Annotated in this window: 11 protein-coding genes; 8 read left to right on the top strand and 3 right to left on the bottom strand. The window is 61.4% G+C overall.

Features of this window, described 5'->3' with window-relative positions:
* The first annotated feature begins 579 nt into the window (after positions 1–579).
* The 5 genes from AC1Q6Y_RS05850 (at position 580) to AC1Q6Y_RS05830 (ending at position 6595) form a co-directional block, all read left to right on the top strand.
* Positions 580–1830: an OprD family outer membrane porin gene (locus AC1Q6Y_RS05850; RefSeq protein ID WP_492624166.1), complete on the top strand. Its 1251-nt coding sequence runs from the start codon at positions 580–582 to the stop codon at positions 1828–1830.
* A 148-nt stretch (positions 1831–1978) separates the two neighbouring features.
* Positions 1979–3334, top strand: a complete 1356-nt coding sequence (locus AC1Q6Y_RS05845) for a spinster family MFS transporter (protein WP_492624165.1) — start codon at positions 1979–1981, stop codon at positions 3332–3334.
* Between the two features lie 85 nt (positions 3335–3419).
* Positions 3420–4394 (top strand): AraC-like ligand-binding domain-containing protein, encoded by a 975-nt coding sequence (locus AC1Q6Y_RS05840; protein WP_349736905.1) that lies wholly within the window; start codon positions 3420–3422, stop codon positions 4392–4394.
* Between the two features lie 96 nt (positions 4395–4490).
* On the top strand, positions 4491–5597 hold the full coding sequence (locus AC1Q6Y_RS05835) for an NAD/NADP octopine/nopaline dehydrogenase family protein (protein ID WP_492624164.1): 1107 nt from the start codon (positions 4491–4493) through the stop codon (positions 5595–5597).
* Positions 5597–6595 carry a 3-hydroxybutyryl-CoA dehydrogenase gene (locus tag AC1Q6Y_RS05830; protein WP_492624163.1) on the top strand — a complete coding sequence of 333 codons (999 nt, stop codon included), beginning with the start codon at positions 5597–5599 and terminating at the stop codon, positions 6593–6595. The genes AC1Q6Y_RS05835 and AC1Q6Y_RS05830 overlap by 1 nt, the downstream gene beginning before the upstream one ends.
* Before the next feature lie 50 nt (positions 6596–6645).
* Here the strand turns inward: AC1Q6Y_RS05830 and AC1Q6Y_RS05825 are convergent, their stop codons facing one another.
* Positions 6646–7347 carry an EthD domain-containing protein gene (locus AC1Q6Y_RS05825; protein WP_492624162.1) on the bottom strand — a complete coding sequence of 234 codons (702 nt, stop codon included), beginning with the start codon at positions 7345–7347 and terminating at the stop codon, positions 6646–6648.
* A gap of 281 nt (positions 7348–7628) precedes the next feature.
* Here AC1Q6Y_RS05825 and AC1Q6Y_RS05820 point away from each other — a divergent pair, with 281 nt between their 5' ends.
* Positions 7629–8786 carry an HD-GYP domain-containing protein gene (locus AC1Q6Y_RS05820; RefSeq protein ID WP_349736909.1) on the top strand — a complete coding sequence of 386 codons (1158 nt, stop codon included), beginning with the start codon at positions 7629–7631 and terminating at the stop codon, positions 8784–8786.
* Between the two features lie 51 nt (positions 8787–8837).
* Entirely contained in the window at positions 8838–13247 is a 4410-nt protein-coding gene (locus tag AC1Q6Y_RS05815) for a response regulator (RefSeq protein WP_492624161.1), read from the top strand.
* 4 nt (positions 13248–13251) lie between these two features.
* Here the strand turns inward: AC1Q6Y_RS05815 and AC1Q6Y_RS05810 are convergent, their stop codons facing one another.
* Together AC1Q6Y_RS05810 and AC1Q6Y_RS05805 are read right to left on the bottom strand one after the other, a co-directional pair.
* A complete protein-coding gene (locus AC1Q6Y_RS05810; RefSeq protein WP_102672425.1) occupies positions 13252–13887 on the bottom strand; it encodes a response regulator transcription factor in 636 nt (211 codons plus the stop codon).
* 10 nt (positions 13888–13897) lie between these two features.
* Positions 13898–16168 (bottom strand): PAS domain-containing sensor histidine kinase, encoded by a 2271-nt coding sequence (locus AC1Q6Y_RS05805; protein ID WP_154861928.1) that lies wholly within the window; start codon positions 16166–16168, stop codon positions 13898–13900.
* A gap of 230 nt (positions 16169–16398) precedes the next feature.
* Here AC1Q6Y_RS05805 and AC1Q6Y_RS05800 point away from each other — a divergent pair, with 230 nt between their 5' ends.
* The gene (locus AC1Q6Y_RS05800) at positions 16399–18021 is read left to right on the top strand and encodes an acyl-CoA synthetase (RefSeq protein WP_150813940.1); all 1623 of its coding nucleotides are present in this window, start codon (positions 16399–16401) and stop codon (positions 18019–18021) included.
* Positions 18022–18134 lie beyond the last annotated feature (113 nt).

Genomic DNA, 18134 nt, shown 5'->3' with positions numbered 1-18134 from the left:
CCGGCGCCAGGGGATGGGCTTCCAGTTCGCCGAATGGCGCGGCGAAGTACTGTTGCTGCTGGGGGGCTCCCAGGCTGCAGTCCTGAGGCAGTCTGCATCAGGCTGCGCAATTGGAGAATCGCCTGCGCAATCGGGGAGGTTGGCAGGCAGGGCAATCGCTAGCTTAGGGCCCATCCAACAACAAGACCTCGCTTAAGGAAGGCTTATGCAATTCAGGCTTGCCATCTCCCACCGTGTGCCCTGCGCTTTTGAGTCGACTAAGGGAAACCTTTAGCCGGGTTGAAGTTTTCCCCTCAACGGATGCTGTTCATCTCGATATCGGCGCGGCGCCTACTCACTTACCTTGGGTAGACAAGAGGCGTGTCGTCTTGGCTGGCTGTTCCACTGAGCCCGCCTGGCGCTTTACCCCATAACAACAATAGGTCTGACAATGCTCGAACCCATCGTTCTTTATATCCCTGATGCAATCCGCCTTGCTGCTCAAGAGGGCTCGGTGTTCGGCTGCCGGCATTTTTAGTTTTAGTTCGAATCTGCTCCTATAAATACAGTGCCCAGCACATACAGATGTGGAGAAGTTAGATGTATCAGGTAAAGCAATTTTGCCGTGGGCTCGGTATTGCCGGCGTGTTGGGAATTATCTGTTCGCCATTGACAGCCTATGCCGATGTTGTTGATGACAGTCACTTGAAAGTGGATACGCGAAACTTCTACTTGCACCGTAACTACACCAATACCAATGCGCCGGTTTCTGAAGTGCATAGTTGGTCCCAGGGTTTCGATGCACAGTTTACCTCCGGTTACACCGACACGGCCCTGGCAATCGGCCTTGATGTGGATGCGCAGTACGCGGTGCGCCTGGACTCGTCGGGCAACGACGGTTCGCTGCCGTACAGCGTCCGCGACCAGCAGACGGCCGATGACTACAGTCGCGCCGGTGCAACTTTCAAGATGCGCTACAGCAAGACCGAGTTGAAGGTCGGTGACCTTCGTCCACAACTGCCGGTGGCGTCCGATGACCCCAGTCGGCAACTGGATACGATCTATCAAGGCGCCGTGGTCGAGTCCAGGGAAGTCGATGGGTTGATGATGACCGGTGGCCGTTTCTGGTCCGCCGTGACACGGGAATCTTCCAACCACGAGAAGCTATACAAGTTTGGCTCCACCGATAATCTCGACAGTGACGGCCTGGACTTCGGCGGCGCAACTTACGACATTACCAAGAACCTGCAAGCCAGTTATTTCTACGGCGTGTTGCACGACATTTATCAGCAACACTATTTCGGCCTGATGCATATGGCTGACCTGGGTAGTGGCTACAAACTTAAAACCGACTTGCGCTACTTCAATAACAATGAAGATGGCAATGCCTTGAGCGGTGAGATCGACAACCGTTCCTACGGCGCCTTGTTCACCTTGCTCAAAGGCGCCCACATGTTTGGCCTCAGTTACCAGCGCATGCTCGGTGACAGCGTGTTTCCAACGATGAACGGTTTTATCCCGCAACCTTACCTGGTGCACTGGTCGTCCCTGGGGTTTGTCCGCCCGGATGAAAAGTCCTGGGGGGCGCGCTACAGCTATGACTTTGCCGGAATGGGCGTGCCGGGGCTGAAGCTCTACACCCGCTATATCAAGGGTACCAACTGGGACCGTGGCAACAACCTGAGCGACAACCAGGAAAGCGAACGCTTTCTGGGGCTCAGCTACGTGGTCCAGAGCGGGGCGCTGCAAGGCCTGGGGCTGGACCTGCGCAACATCGACGTGAAACAGAAGTACGGCTACGACTACAACGAATTCCGTGTCGCCACGACCTACACCTGGAAGTTCTGGTAAGCCCGGTCCACCCGGGATTTGCCCCCATAACAATAAGAGGCCTGACCATGTTCGAACCCTTTGTCCTTTGCATCTGCCCCGCAACTTTCCAGTCGTTGTTCTGCGCATCGCTGCGCGCATGAGCGGATTCCAAGAGGAGCAAACACTAGTGAATATCCAGGTCGATAACGCGGTCCTGCAGAAGAAGAAAACCTACATTTACGAGTGGTATGTGGTCGGCCTGTGCATGATCGCCTACATCTTTTCATTCGTGGATCGGCAGATCCTGGCGCTGATGATCGAGCCGATCAAGGCCGACCTGCAGATCAGCGACACCCAGTTCAGTTTGCTGCACGGGCTGGCCTTTTCGTTGTTCTACGCGTTCATGGGCATGCCCATCGCCTATCTGGCCGACCGCTTCTCCCGACCGAAGATCATCGCCGTCGGCGTCGTGTTCTGGAGCCTGGCGACTGCAGCCTGCGGCCTGAGCAAGAACTTCCTGCACATGTTCCTCGCCCGCATTGGTGTCGGTGTCGGCGAGGCAGCCCTGTCGCCCTCGGCCTACTCGATGTTCAGCGACATGTTCCCCAAGGAGAAACTCGGCCGCGCGGTGGGCATCTACTCGATCGGCTCGTTCGTCGGTGGTGGCCTGGCCTTCCTGGTGGGCGGCTATGTGATCGCGATGCTCAAGGACATGAACACCATCGAGGTCGCCTTTCTCGGTGCGATGAAGGCCTGGCAGCTGGCGTTCTTCATTGTCGGCCTGCCCGGAATCGTGGTCGGCCTGTTGATCTGGCTCACCGTGCGCGATCCGGCGCGCAAAGGCCTGCAGGTGGATGCGCAGGGTCGGGCCAAGAAGGTCGGGATGAGCGATGGCTTGCGTTTCCTTGGCCGCCACCGCGCCACCTTCACCTGTCATTACCTGGGCTTTTCATTTTACGCCATGGCCCTGTTCTGCTTGATGAGCTGGAGCCCGGCGCTGTACATCCGCAAGTTCGGCCTGTCGCCGATGGAGGCGGGCTACATGCTTGGCACCGTGCTGTTGGTGGCCAACACAGGCGGGGTGCTGTTCGGTGGATGGCTCACCGATTATCTGGCCAAGAAAGGTCATCAGGACGCTGCCATGCGCACTGGCGTCATCGGTGCCCTCGGCATGGCGGTGCCGGCCGTGCTGTTCTCTCAAGTCGATCAACTGTGGCTGTCGGTGACCCTGTTGGTGCCAGCGATGTTCTTCGCCTCGTTCCCGATGCCGGCGTCCACGGCGGCGATGCAGATCCTCGCACCGAACCAGGTGCGCGCACAGGTCTCGGCCGTGTTCCTGCTGATCAGCAATCTGCTGGGGTTGGGCCTGGGCACCACGCTGGTGGCGCTGTTGACCGACCGCTATTTCGGATCGCCCGCGGCGGTAGGGTCGTCGATGTCGCTGGTGATCGCCGGTGCATCGGCGTTGACCGTGCTGCTGCTCTGGCGTGGTTGCCGTCGTTTTCGCGAAAGTTATGCCCGGGAGTATCCGACCCGGGCTTGATTGGTCATAGTCCACGATCGGCGCCCCGGCCTCGCTCCTGTCAAAGGGAGCGGGGCCGAGACGCTCCACGTCAGGAGAACCCTTGATGTTGAATGACGTACACCTGCTGGAACGGCACAGCCTGCTCAGTTCGGCCGATTACCGCGAGATCAAGGACAAGGTCAGCCAATACCTGTGCCCCCACAGTTTCAATGTGCTGCGTGACGAGCCGATCTACACCCGGCTCAACGGCGTATTCTTCGGCGATTCGGCGCTGCTCGATCTGCGTTATGGCGCGCCGGTGGAGATCACCATCGGCGACATTGCCGATCAGTATCTGTTTCGCATCACCTTGCAGGGGCATTGCGAGGTGGCCCACGGGCGGCGCAGCGCGGCGATGCAGTCGGGCTACCTGAGCGTTTCCTCGCCGTTCGCGCAAAGCCGCATCGTCACCGATGGCGAGTGCCGCAACCTGATCCTGCGTGTCGACCGTGATGCCCTGGAGACGCAGCTGCAACGCCTGCTCGGCCGCAGCCTGCGCCAGTCGGTGATCTTTGATGTCAGCGTCGACCACCTGGGCGCCGGCGTCGTCAGCCTCTATCACACCCTGGACTACATCTGCCGGCTCTACGGCAGCGGCGTTGACGGTTCGCGCCTCGCCAGCGGCCTGTCCGAATACCTGATGCAGTTGCTGCTCACACAGCTGCCGCATAACTACTCCGCGGATCTGATGATCGATTCGCGCGCGCCGCTGCCGCACCACGTGAAAAAGGCCCGTGACTACATCGAGGAACACCTCGACGAACCGATCAGCCTGACGACCCTGAGCGAACTGTGTGGTGTTTCGGTGCGCACCTTGCAGAACGGCTTCAACCAGTTCCTCCGGCAGGCGCCGGTCGAGTACATCCGCGACCGTCGCCTGGCGGTCATCCACGAGTCGCTCAAGCAGGGCAGGGCCGGCGAAACCGTCACCGATATCCTGTTGCGTCATGGCATCAACAGCTTCGGGCATTTCTCCAGCGCTTATCGGCAACGCTATGGTTGCCTGCCGTCGGACACCCTGCGGCGGCGGAAGCATTGAGACACCTGCGCAATCGGTCATTCGGCTGCGCAATCGGAGGAGTCTGTGGCGGTGCGGCTCGATAGGATCGAGTCTCTGACAAAAAGGAGTATCTGCATGAATATTACCGTGCTGGGTGGTGGTCACGGCTGTTACGCCGCTGCTGTCGAAATGGCTGAAAAGGGGCACCAGACCCGCCTGTGGCGTCGAGATTCCACAGCGCTCAAAGAGCTGCTGGCCATCGGCAGGCTGACCATCAAGGACTACCGGGGCACTCGCCAGTTGTCAGTCGGCCAGAAGGGCGACAAGTTGTCGTTCACCGACGACCTGGCCGAAGCCCTGGGCGACGCGCAACTGGTGATCATCCCGCTGCCGTCGACCTCCCACGAAGCCCTGGCCAAACATGTTGCGCCGCACCTGCACGACGGTCAGGTGGTGTTCCTGCCGCCGGGCACCTTTGGCAGTTTCGTGTTTGCCAAGGCCATGGCCGATGCGGGCAACCGGAGCAAGGTCGCCTTCGCTGAAACCGGTACGCTGCCGTACCTGGTACGCAAGCATGGCGCCAGCGACCTGGTGATCAGCGGCTACGCCACCCGCCTGCCGACCGGTGTATTCCCCAGCAACCTGTCCGAGCATGCTTTTGCGGTGCTGCGTGAAGCCTACCCGAGCGTCGAACCGATTGAAGACGCCCTGAGCGGTGCGTTGATGAACGCAGGCCCCATCATCCATCCGCCGCTGATCATGATGAACGCGGGGCCGCTGGAGCATTTCGAGGCCTGGGACATTCACAACGAAGGCACCCAACCGTCGATTCGTCGCGTGACCAACCAGCTTGATGCCGAACGCATGGCCGTGCGCGAAGCACTGACCTACGGCGCGCCGCACTTTCCTCTCGCCGACCACTACAACACCACCGAAGGTGATGAGTGGATGTACGGTCGCGGTGCCCATGGCAAGTTGACCGACAGCGGTGACTGGCGCGAGGACATCGACCTGCAGAAACATCGCTACATGCTCGAAGACACCCGCCTGGGCCTGTCCTTCCTGGTGTCCGTCGGCCGCTGGGCCGGTGTGTCGACGCCGGTCGCGCAGGGCCTGCTGAGCATTGCCTCGGTCGTCGCTGCACGGGATCTCTACGCCGAAGGCCGCACCCTGGAAAACCTCGGTCTGGCCACGCTGAGTCGGGCGCAGATGACCGAACTGCTGACCAGAGGCTACAACTGATGAGCGCCGCGCTGCCCCAAGTCAGCGTGGTCGGCGCCGGCCGGATGGGCGAGGGCATTGCCCTGGCGTTCATCCATGCGGGCCTGCCGGTCACCCTCATCGATATCAAGGATCGCGCCGAGGATGAGCGGCACGGCTACTTCGAACGTGTGCGCAACAACATCCGCAGTGAACTGCAGATGCTGGTACGCCTCGGCATGCTCCGGCTGGAACAGGCCGACATCGCGATAGCCCGGTTGACACTGCAATCCAGATCCCAGGCCGTAGAGGCATTGCGCAGGTGCGACCTGGTGTTCGAGGCGGTGCCGGAAGTCATCGCGGTCAAGCAGGAGACCTTCGCCTGGGTCAGCGAGCATGTGCCGGTGTCGACCATCATCGCGTCGACCACCTCGACCTTCCTGGTCACCGAACTGAGCGAAATGGTCAGTACGCCTGCGCGCTTCGTGAACGCGCACTGGCTCAATCCCGCGTACCTGATGCCGCTGGTGGAAGTCAGCCGCAGCGAAGCGACCTGCCCGCAGGTGGTCGAACGGCTGCTGCAACTGCTCAAGCGCATCGGCAAGGTGCCCGTGGTGTGCAACCCGGTGGCTGGCTACATCGTGCCGCGCATTCAGGCATTGGTGATGAACGAAGCGGCACGGATGGTGGAAGAGGGCGTGGCCAGCGCAGAAGATATCGACACGGCGGTACGCGTCGGCTTTGGTTTGCGCTTCTCGGTGCTGGGCCTGCTTGAGTTCATCGACTGGGGCGGCGGCGACATTTTGTACTACGCCTCGCGTTACCTGAGTGGAGCGCTGTCACCGCGTTTCGAGTCACCACAAGTGATCGCCGACAACATGCAAAACGGCCGCAATGGCTTGCGCGATGGCCAGGGTTTCTACGACTACCGTGACATGGACGTGGACGCCTACAAGCAGCAGCGTCTGGGCGACTTTGTCCGCAAGCTGGAGTTGTCGGGGCTGACGCCCGCATTCGATGGAGCCCTGAGGCAGGCTTGAGCATCAGGGCCCGGATGCCGGGCCCTGACACGCTTGACGATTTTCCGGTCCTACAGGCAGTACTGGCTGGTGGGCAGCACGTCGATCTTGTCGAAATCGATGAAGCGGCTGCAACTGTCCATCATCGCCGCCAGGTTGCGCTGGAATTTCACTTCGTCGCCCGCCGCATCGAAAAAGGCCATGGGATCGGTCATGGCCGCTGGCGGAAAACATTCTTCGACGATGGCATCGATCCGTGGCGCGCCGTGGGTCAGTGCCGACACCACCAGGTTTTGCACGTACTGGAAGTTGGCTTGGGTGTCCACGGCCACCGTCGTGTGATGGTTGCGCCAGATGTCCAGCCAGGCCTCGGGAGTCAGGCGTGGAGGGCGGGTCAGCAGGGCCAGTTGGGCAAACCCGTGGGTACGCTCACCGGGTGTTGCAGGGAAGCGGGTATTGGCGATGGCGACCGACTCGCAGACCAGGTAGGCGGCCATGCGCGCCGTTGCCGCGCTGATCAGGTTATCGAAAGGGCGACGAGCCGGCCCGTTGGCACTGTCCAGCCACAGCGACAGGCTGCCATCGGGCAATGGTCGGTTGTTTTCCTGGCGCAGGCCGGCGGCGGGTTGCACATCGGCATCGGCCAGGTTCAATTGCACACCACGGGCGCCGAGTGCCTGCAATTGCCCGGCGACCTCACTGCGCAGGCGATGGGCGAAGGTATCAGGACTGACTTGGGTATCACGCCACAGCAGATAGATGACTTTTTCCATAGCTATCAAGCTCCTCGTTGCGGTTGATGGATGGAGCGACGGTCGTGCTGCCTGGTCCATCCGGATGACCGAAAATCCCTGGCGTCATAGTCAATCAAGGTCAGCGTTGGGTAATACCTCAAACAGACTATTGACCCACACTATGAGGGCAACGGCTGACGCTTCTGGTTCGGGCTCGGCGCCGGGCAGGTCCGCAGAACAGCAGCTAAGCTCTCTTGCGCTGGGGCGGCGCTGGAAGTGTTGCCTCGGGATGTCCATTTCCGGCAAGGGAGCCATCCGCCATGAGTGCCGAACAGAGTCATTACAGTCCGCCGACCCTGCTGGTGGTCGATGACACGCCCGACAACCTGATGCTGATGACGGATCTGCTCAAGGATCGCTACCGGGTCAAGGCTGCCAATAGCGGTGAAAAGGCTTTGCGCGTACTACAGGGCGACGCACTCCCTGACCTGATCCTGCTGGACGTGATGATGCCCGGGCTGTCCGGCCATGAAGTGGCGCAGCAGCTCAAGCGCGACCCGCGTACCCGTGACATTCCGATCATCTTTCTGACGGCTATGGCCGACACCGAAGACGAGATCCATGGCCTGGAACTGGGGGCTGTCGACTACATCACCAAACCGATCAGGCCGGCGCTGGTCCTGGCGCGGGTGGATACCCAGCTCAAGCTCAAGGCGGCGGCAGACTTCCTGCGCGATCACAACGACTATCTGGAGAAGGAAGTGGCGCGTCGGACCCGCGAGGTGATTGCGATCCAGGATGTGGCCATCCAGGCCATGGCTTCACTGGCCGAGACTCGCGATAACGAAACGGGCAACCATATCCGGCGGACCCAGCATTACATCAAGGTGCTGGCCGAGCATCTGCGTGCTCATCCGCGCTTCAGTCACTTTCTCACCGAGGACACCATCGAATTATTGTTCAAGTCGGCGCCGCTGCACGACATCGGCAAGATCGGCATCCCCGACCATATTCTCCTCAAGCCGGGACGCTATACCGAGGAAGAATTCGAGATCATGAAGACTCATACAACGCTGGGACGTGACGCCATCCAGCATGCCGAGGATCAGCTCGGCATTCGCGCCGAGTTCCTCAGCCTGGCCAAGGAGATTGCCTACAGTCACCAGGAAAAATGGGATGGAAGTGGGTATCCGCAAGGGCTGGCGGGTGACGACATCCCCGTCAGCGCCCGGTTGATGGCAGTGGCGGACGTCTATGACGCATTGATCAGCCGTCGGGTCTATAAAGCGGGGATGCCCCACGCGCAGGCCGTCGAGATTATTCGTCAGGGGCGAGGTACGCACTTCGATCCCGATATCTGCGATGCCTTCCTCGATTGCCTCGAACAGTTCCAGACCATTGCCGAGCGCTTCGCCGATACCGACCAGGATATGGCCGGCAAGCGGGCTGCCCTGGAACGTATCGGCCAGGCTCCGTGAACCCGCAATTGCCCCTTCGTCAGTGTTTTCATCAGGTCCACGAGGATAGTCATGGCCGGATTGCGTACCCTGCTTGAGCGCCTCGCGCTGCTTCACAAACTGATCCTGGGGTTCTCGGCGCTGCTGCTGTTGGTGCTGGTGCTCGGTGTGCAAAGCCTGCGCACCCAGCAATCGCTGAAGCAGGACATGCAGAACCTCTATCTGCAGGAACTGGTCGGCATGGAGCACTTGCAGGAAGCCCGTGTGCAATTGCCCCATATGATGCAAGCACTGCAGCGTGCGGTGGGCACCGACAGCGCGCAGATTCGCGTCGAATCCCTGCAGCAACTGCATGATATCCGCGAAGGCCTGCAGCAGGCCGTGGCCCGCGCCAAAGTGACCTTAAGGCGCGCGGACAATCTGGCGCGCCTCGCCGAGCTCGACCTGCTGCTGCAACAGTTGCAGCGTCATAGCGACCAGGCCTTTCTATCGATCGACCAGGGCCAGCAGAACAAGGCGTTGGTGCTGCTCAATAGCAGTGAATTCCAGCAACTTGCCCGGCAGGCCGACGGCCTTTTGTACGCGATCGTCCAGATCAAGGAAGCCTCGATTCGCGACACGGCCAAGGACATTGCCGAGTTTGCCGAACACAGCACCAGGTTGACCTACGTACTGTTGTTCGGTGGTTTGTCGCTGGCGTTGCTGTTGTCCTGGGTCGTCAGCCAGTCGATCCGCAATCCACTGAACCGGGTGCGGGTGGCGGTAGACCAATTGGCCGCGGGGCAGCTCGATCAACCGATTCCCCACACTGACCTTAACAACGAAACCGGCGATCTGGCGCGGGCCATCGCCAAACTGCAGACCGAATCCCAACAGCTTGAGCGCCAGCGCTGGATCAAGGCGCATACCGCCCAGTTGCAGGTCGATCTGCAGCAGGCAGAAACCCCGGTCGAACTGGCGCAGGTGTTCCTGCAATGCATGGCCAGCCTGCACGGAATCTGCCAGGGGGTGCTGTACAGCGCGCAGGAGGATTCCGGCACGCTGCTGTTGATGGGGCGTTATGCCACCGATTCCGAGCGGCCACCCGAGGCGCAAATCATGTTCGGCGATGGCCTGTTGGGGCAGTGCGCGGTGGATCGCGTGCCGCGTCAGTTTCAGGCGATGCCGGAGCAATACTGGCGTTTGCGCTCGCCCCTTGGCGAGGTCCCGGCCCGTTGCCTGCTGCTGCAACCCATTGTCCGTGGCGAGCGGTTGTTGGGGGTGCTCGAACTGGCCGGGCTGGAGCCCTTGGGCGAGCGTGAACTGCTGCTGTTGCAGGAGGCCACCCCACGTTTGGCCGCAGCCATGGCGATTCTGGAGCGCAATCAGGCGGTCAAGACCCTGTTGGCGGAAACCCGTCGCCAGGCCAATGAAATGGCGGAACAGGCGCTGCAACTGGAGCAGCAGGCGCAGGCACTGGAAACCCAGCAATCGGCGTTGCGCGCCACCGAGGCCTGGTATCGCGGGATTATCGAAGCGGCGCCGGACGGCATGCTGGTGGTCGATGCCCAAGGACAGATCCTGCGCACCAATCGCCAACTGGATCAGCTGTTCGGCTATAGCGCCGGTGAGCTGCTCGGCGAGTCCATCGATCGTTTGGTGCCGTTGGCCAGCAGAGGGCGCCACGAGGCGCTGCGCCAGGGCTTCATGGCCCACGGCGCCACTCGCCAGATGGGGGCCAACCTGGACGACCTGCAAGGCGTGCGCAAAGACGGAAGTCTGTTCTCGGCAGAGATCAGCCTGTCGCATCTGCCGAGCCTGGAAGGGGACGGCGTATGCGTGTGCGCTTCGGTGCGCGACGTGAGTGAACGGCGTCATCTGCAGGCGGCACTCAAGACCAGCGAGGCACAGTTGCGCGCAGTACTCGACAGCAGCCCGGTGGCCATGGTGATCAGGGACGTCGATGGCCGTCCAACCTACTGCAATCCGCAGTTCGACAGTCTGTTCGGGACTCGTCTGGCTGAACTCGAAGGTGCGGATCCGGCGCAGTTCTGGGTCGACCCGCAGGCACACCAGCGCTTTCTCGAAGCGGCAGCGCAAGGTGCAGTGCTGAACTTCGAGACCACCCTGCAGCGCGCTGGAGGCGAGCGCTTCGACGTACTGGTTTCGGCCGTCACGATGACGCTGGGGGAGCGGGGCATGGGGGCCAACTGGTACTTTGACATCACCGACCGCAAGACCGCCGAGGCCGAGGTGCAGCGCGCACGAGAGGCCGCAGAAGAGGCGACCCGGGCCAAGAGCAACTTCCTGGCCACCATGAGCCACGAGATCCGCACACCGATGAACGCCATCATCGGCATGAGCTACCTGGCATTGCGAACCGAGCTCGACCACCGCCAGCGCAACTACATCGAAAAGGTCCATCGCTCGGCGGAATACCTGTTGGTGATCATCAACGACATCCTCGACTTCTCCAGGATCGAGGCCGGCAAGATGCACCTGGAGCACATTCCCTTCCACCTCGAGGCCGTGCTCGACGGCTTTGCCAGCATGATCGGCCTCAAAGCCGAGGACAAAGGCCTGGAATTGCTATTCAGCACCGATGCCGAACTGCCGACCGCCTTGATCGGCGACCCGTTGCGCCTTGGCCAGGTGCTGATCAACCTGGGTAACAATGCGACGAAGTTCACCGAGCAGGGCGAGATCGTACTCGGCGTAGAGCACCGGGGCGCGGCAGGAGAGCAGGCGCAGCTGCATTTCTGGGTACGCGACACCGGGATCGGCATGAACGCCGAGCAATGCTCGCGCCTGTTTCAACCCTTCAGCCAGGCCGATAGCACCACCACCCGCAAGTACGGTGGCACCGGGTTGGGCCTGGCCATCTCTCGGCATCTGGTGGAATTGATGGGCGGGCGCATTTGGGTAGAGAGCGAGCCGGGACTTGGTTCCACTTTCCATTTCGAGGTGAGCCTGGGGGTGCAGCGCGACAGCCATTTACGGCGCATGGTGACCGCCGACGAATTGCTGGGCAGCCGTGTGTTGGTGGTCGATGACAACGCCAGCGCACGGGAGATCCTGTCCAGCATGGCGCGCAGTTTTGGCGTGGAGGTGGACGTCGCGCAAAGCGGCCGGGCCGCACTGGCCATGCTGGTGGACGCCGAAGCGAAGGTGCTGCCCTATGATCTGGTGCTGATGGATTGGCGCATGCCTGGCATGGACGGCGTGGAAACGGTGCGGCAGATGCAGGCCGCCAAACTGGCGCAAACGCCGTCTGTGATCATGGTCACGGCGTTCGGTCGCGAGGAAGCCCGCGAAGAGGCCAGTCGGTACGGCATTCATTTGCCGGTGGTACTGACCAAACCGGTGACGCCGTCCACTTTGCTTGAGGCGCTGGGCACGGTGCTCGGCAAGATCCCCCAGGCCGATACCCGGGCCAGCTCGCGACTCGGCCAGAGTGCCAGCGCCATGGCCAGCCTGCGTGGCGCGCGACTGCTGTTGGTCGAAGACAATGAGCTGAACCGCGAGCTGGCCTGTGAACTGCTGGAGAGCGCCGGGATCGAGCTGTGCCTGGCCGTTCACGGCGCAGAAGCGCTCGACCAACTGGAGCGTGACGCAGACTTCGATGGTGTGTTGATGGACTGCCAGATGCCGGTGATGGATGGTTATACCGCGACCCGCAAGATTCGTGAGCAGCCACGCTGGGCGAATCTGCCGGTGATCGCCATGACTGCCGACGCCATGGCGGGGGACCGCGAGCGGGCGCTGGCCTGCGGCATGAACGACCACATCTCCAAACCCTTGAACGTCGACGACATGTTCGCCACGTTGGCCAAGTGGATACATCCGCGAGCTGACCGTGGCGCGATGTCGGCCGACGTTTCGCCGGTCACCACGGAGTCAGCGGCGAGCCTGCCAGCCAGCCTTCCTGGCATTGATTTGAAAGCGGGCCTGGGCACCTGCATGGGCAAGGTCGAGCTCTATCTGCGACTGCTGCGCAAGTTTCGCTCCAGCCACCAGGCTTTTTGCGCCGAGTTCCTGGCTGCCCGAGGCCAGGACGATCGTTCGGCGACGGTCAGGCTGGCTCATACCCTGCGCGGAACGGCGGGCAACATTGGTGCCGTTGAAGTGGCGAATGCAGCCGCCGCACTGGAGCAGGCGTGTCTGAACGATGGGACGAGCGATGGGGTGGAGCAGGACCTGGCTGACCGGCTGGTGGAGGTCGAGCGTTGCCTGACAACGGTGCAGGAAGGCTTATCGGTGCTCGGCGAGCCGACATCGTCCGCAGACTCATCAAGCGTGCCACCGGGCAACGAATGGCACGCGCAATTGGCCCACGTTCGGTCTCTGCTGGCCGAGAGCGACACCCAGGCGCTGACGGCCTTGCTCAAACTGCAGGGGCTGGCTTCAGACCCGCGAATGACCGAGCAATTGCTTCGGGTTGTGCGGCAAGCGGAGTGCTTCGATTTTGATCAGGCGCTGGAGCTGCTTGAAAACCTGTCCTGAGGAATCAACGCAACTTCAGCGGATCGACCATCTGCGCCGCGATGGCCATGCCCACCAGGTCCGGCAGCGTGTTGGCCTGCATGCGTTTCATGACGCGCGCGCGATACAGATCAACGGTTTTTGCACTTACGCCCAGTTGCTCCGCGATTTCGCGGGTGGTGTAACCCTGCACCAGTGGCAACAGGATATCGCGCTCGCGCGGGGTCAAGGTCAACAAGCGCGCCTGCAAGGCTTCGTGGCCCTGGTTGCCCGAACGGTTGGCGGCACAGTTGCTGAGCGCCTGTTGCACGCTGTCCAGCAACAGCTGTTCGTTGTAGGGCTTCTCGATAAAGTCATGGGCACCGGCCTTGAACGCGCGCACCACGATCGGCACATCCGCATGCCCGCTGACGAAGATGATGGGCAGGTTCAGTTGGCGCACACGCATTTCTTCCTGCACGTTCAACCCGCCCATACCGGGCATGCGAACGTCCAGCAGCACACAAGCATCGAGGCTTGCATCGCAGGCATCGAGGAACGCGACGCCACTGGTAAACGGCAAGGCCTTGAGCCCGACCGACTCCAGTAACCAGACCGTCGATTCGAGCATGCCCTGGTCATCATCGACCACGTACACAACGTGCTCCGTTACACCTGCCATTACCTGATTCCTATTGTTGTTTTGTTGGGCCGGCAAGCGGCAAGCGGCAACACATCAGCAGCCCGACAGGCTGGCGCCGGGCATTCAATTCGCCACCGAAACCTTCGATGATGCTGCGGCTCATGGACAGACCGAGCCCCAGGCCATCGGCCTTGCTGGTGTAAAACGGGGTAAATATCTGTTCCAGTTCCGGCTCGCTGACGCCCGGCCCCTGGTCTCGCACACTGATTTCCACGCAGGCGCCACTGCCATGCTCCACGGCCATCACGATCACAGAGGGTTGCCCGGGATGTTGCTCACGGTTGGCATCGATGGCATTGCGCAACAAATTGAGCAGCACCTGTTCCAGCAACACGCGGTCGGCATAAACGGGTGGCAGATTATCCGGCAGTCGATCCTCGATTGTCACTTGGCAATTACTCGCCTCCCAGGCACACAAACGCACGGCTTCGCGGGCGACGTCGGTCAAGTTCAGCGCCTGCATGCGACGCTGTCCCTTGCGCAAAAAGGAGCGTAACCGTCGGATCACTTCGGAGGCGTGGGTGGCGTGATGGGTAATGCGTTCCAGGCCCTGGGTCACTCTGGCAGCGGCCTGGGGATTGGAATCCAGCGTTTGTAGATAGCGCTGGCTTGCATTCGCATAGTTGACCACGGCAGCCAGCGGCTGGTTGATTTCGTGGGCGATCCCCGAGGCCAGTTCACCGAGAGTGACCAGCCGTGCGGTGTGTGCCAGTTCGTCCTGATGACGGCGCTGTTGCACTTCCCGCAGCTCGCGCTCGGTCATGTCGCGCGCGACCAATGAGTAATAACGCTCACCGCCGGCGGAACGGTGCGCCAGCAGTACCAGCGACACCGGCACCGATGTGCCCCCGCCCGGTGGTTGCAAACGCGCATCGGTGCTCCAGACACCGTCGCGCTCGGCGCGCCTCCAGCCATCGCGTTGCAGGCGCGCAAGGTCGCCGCTTGCGAACAACGTGGCCAGGGCCGGCATGGGTTGTTGCTCATCAATCCCGAGGATGCGTCGCGCGGCTGGATTGAGGTAAGTGACCTGGCCCTCGGGAGCGATGAACAACACCGGGTCAATGTTGGCCTCGACCACTTCGGCCAGGCGTCGCTTGTTCTCCTCGGCCTGCACCCGGGCCGTGATGTCCCGGGATATGCTGACGATTTCGACCACCGCCCCGGTGTAGGTTTCGCGGATCGCCCGGCTGGCGGTTTCGAACCACAGGTAATGGCCGTCGCGATGGCGAATGCGATAGGTCATGGTGTGATAGCCATCCTGCTCCAGCGCATCGCGCGCGCGCTGCACCAGAGCGGCCAGGTCCTGGCTATGAAACAGGCCCTGGGCCATTTGCCCGCGCAACTCTTCGGGCCAGTAACCGAGCAGGGTCCAGGACGCCGGTGATGCATCGATAACGCGACCTTCGGGGGTGTGACGGGATATCAGGTCAGTCGTGTTTTCGATGATCAGCCGGTACAGCCGTCGTGCGGTGGCCGCTTCACGCTCCGCCAGCACTTGCGCCGTGGCGTCGCGGCAACGGGCGAGCACTCGGTTGTCCTGGGGATCGGGAATGAACGTCCAGATCAGGATCTGCGTTTCAAACTGAGCTTCGACACCTTCGACGGCGCGTTGCTGGTCCAGGCAGGCACGCACCAGCACCCGATGATTGACCGGTAAAAAGCCCAACACATCGGTCAGTGACTTCTCGGCGAGCAGCGCCATCAGTGCCGCGTTGAACTCCAGCGGTCGACCTTGCGCATCGAGCAACAGGCTCGGTTGCGGATCGTGACCCAACAGTGGCGAACCACGCAGCAGGCCGTTGACGCTGCTCAGCAGCGTCGTCAGCAAATCCTGCACCCAGCCCAGCCAATCGAGACTCACGCCCTCGCGCACTTCCACCAGCAACAAGCCCGGCTGCCCCGGCTGCAAGGCCAGATCAAATACCTGGCCATGGCTGATCGCGGCCCGGCGCAACCGGCCGGACAACCAGCAATCGAGTTGACGGACTTGAGCCAGGTCCAGGCGGCCTGCCTCGACCAGATGCTCGAAGAGCAACTGGTCGCTGGCCAGCGCCGGGTCGCCAAGTCCCGGCGGCAAATGTTGGGCGGCGCCCTCATGGCTGTAGATCCGCGCATTGGGCTGCCAGCTCAGGTAAACCGCCCGCTGCACCTCAGGGCAATCCTGCAGCGCCCGACACAGCGCATCGGCCCGGGTGGCCAGAGACACACCCTCGCGCTGCAGGCGCAACCAACTGTGCAATCGAACGGGCGTCAGGGTCATTGCGGGTCCACTTTCTCAGGGAAACCAAGCATATACCAGCCTTGGAGCGTTGGCGGCATTGATTCGGACTTAATAGAAATAGATATAGTATTAATACTATACGACGTAGGTTCTACTTCCATATCAACGACGTAGTGTTATATAAAGTCATCCGGACTTTGAAGGTGACTGCGGCGACTACGCTGCAAGGTCAACCATAGAGCTAACAATCAGCCATCGAGTACCCGCACATGTCTATCTATGACCAAGGCCTAGGCCCTTCGGCTGTCAACCACATTGCCTTGTCTCCGCTGAGTTTCATCGAGCGCACCGCCAGCACTTATCCCGATCACCTCGCCGTCATCCACGGTTCGATTCGCCGCACCTGGGCGCAGACCTACACCCGTTGCCGACGCCTGGCCTCGGCGCTGGCCGGTCGCGGTATCGGCAAGGACGACACGGTGGCGGTGATGCTGCCCAACATTCCCGAGATGCTTGAAGTGCATTTCGGTGTGCCGATGATCGGCGCCGTGCTCAACCCGCTCAACGTGCGCCTCGATGCCGAGGCGATCGCATTCATGCTGCAGCATGGCGAAGCCAGGGTGTTGATTACCGACCGCGAGTTCCATGATGTGATCCAGGCAGCGCTTGGCATGCTGGATCACCCGCCTTTGGTGATCGACGTCAATGACCCGGAATACGGTGAAGGTCAGGCCGCGAGCGACCTTGACTACGAAGCGCTGTTGGCCGAAGGCGACCCGGCATTCGACTGGCAATGGCCGGGCGACGAGTGGCAGGCCATTTCGCTGAATTACACTTCAGGCACCACCGGCAACCCCAAGGGCGTGGTCTACCACCATCGCGGCGCTTACCTGAGCGCATTGGGCAACCAGATGACCTGGGCCATAGGCAACCATCCGGTGTACCTCTGGACCCTGCCGATGTTCCATTGCAATGGCTGGTGCTATCCATGGACCATCACTGCCCTGGCGGGTGTGCACGTTTTCCTGCGCCGGGTCGATCCACAGAAAATCCTCACGCTGATCCGCGAGCATCAGGTCACTCACCTGTGCGGTGCGCCGATCGTGCTCAATGCACTGGTGAACATGCCCGAATCAGCGAAAGCGGCCATCGATCACCCGGTCAATGCCTTGGTCGCGGGCGCTGCGCCACCGGCCAAAGTCATCGGTGCCGTCGAAGAGATGGGCATCAAGGTCACCCATGTGTTTGGCCTGACCGAAACCTATGGCCCGGTGACGGTCTGCGCCTGGCACGCCGAATGGGATGAGTTTTCCCTGGAGGAGAGGGCGCAGATCAAGTCGCGACAGGGCGTGCGCTACCCGACGCTGGAAGGCTTGATGGTCGGCGATAGCACAACGCTGGAGCCAACCCCGCGTGACGGCCAGACGATCGGTGAGATCTTCATACGCGGTAACACCGTCATGAAGGGCTACCTGAAGAACCCGAGCGCCACTGCCGAAGCGTTCGAAGGCGGCTGGTTCCACACCGGTGACCTGGCCGTCTGGCATCCTGACGGGTACGTCGAAATCAAGGACCGGCTCAAGGACATCATCATCTCGGGCGGCGAGAACATTTCCACCATCGAGCTTGAAGGGGTGCTCTATCGTCACCCGGGTGTGATGGAAGCAGCCGTGGTCGCCCGTCCCGATGAGAAATGGGGCGAAACGCCCTGTGCCTTCGTCACCTTGAAGGCTGATCACCAGGACGTTCGCGAGGCTGACATCATCAGTTTCTGTCGTGAGCATCTGGCCGGATTCAAAGTACCGCGCACAGTGATCTTCACGCTCTTGCCAAAGACTTCCACAGGCAAGATCCAGAAGTATGTGTTGCGCGAGCGGGCCAAGGCGCTCTGACCCGATCTGACATTGCATCCATCTGGCAGCAGGTGTTTGACCTGCTGCTGCGGGTTCGTGCAGGCCGAATTCGGCTGTGCCCTGCCCATGACACAACCGTGCCAACGAGGTTT

It is taken from the genome of Pseudomonas sp. GW823-FHT06E10, from assembly GCF_058794995.1.
The sequence above is the reverse complement of the archived record's forward strand: the minus strand, read 5'-3'. Positions and strand labels throughout refer to the sequence as shown.

Bases quoted from the DNA above. Each gene is read 5' to 3' on its own strand.
- AC1Q6Y_RS05850 (WP_492624166.1), top strand. From the start codon at position 580: ATGTATCAGGTAAAGCAATTTTGCCGTGGGCTCGGTATTGCCGGCGTG.
- AC1Q6Y_RS05840 (WP_349736905.1), top strand. From the start codon at position 3,420: ATGTTGAATGACGTACACCTGCTGGAACGGCACAGCCTGCTCAGTTCG.
- AC1Q6Y_RS05835 (WP_492624164.1), top strand. From the start codon at position 4,491: ATGAATATTACCGTGCTGGGTGGTGGTCACGGCTGTTACGCCGCTGCT.
- AC1Q6Y_RS05830 (WP_492624163.1), top strand. From the start codon at position 5,597: ATGAGCGCCGCGCTGCCCCAAGTCAGCGTGGTCGGCGCCGGCCGGATG.
- AC1Q6Y_RS05825 (WP_492624162.1), bottom strand. From the start codon at position 7,347: ATGGAAAAAGTCATCTATCTGCTGTGGCGTGATACCCAAGTCAGTCCT.
- AC1Q6Y_RS05820 (WP_349736909.1), top strand. From the start codon at position 7,629: ATGAGTGCCGAACAGAGTCATTACAGTCCGCCGACCCTGCTGGTGGTC.
- AC1Q6Y_RS05815 (WP_492624161.1), top strand. From the start codon at position 8,838: ATGGCCGGATTGCGTACCCTGCTTGAGCGCCTCGCGCTGCTTCACAAA.
- AC1Q6Y_RS05810 (WP_102672425.1), bottom strand. From the start codon at position 13,887: ATGGCAGGTGTAACGGAGCACGTTGTGTACGTGGTCGATGATGACCAG.
- AC1Q6Y_RS05805 (WP_154861928.1), bottom strand. From the start codon at position 16,168: ATGACCCTGACGCCCGTTCGATTGCACAGTTGGTTGCGCCTGCAGCGC.
- AC1Q6Y_RS05800 (WP_150813940.1), top strand. From the start codon at position 16,399: ATGTCTATCTATGACCAAGGCCTAGGCCCTTCGGCTGTCAACCACATT.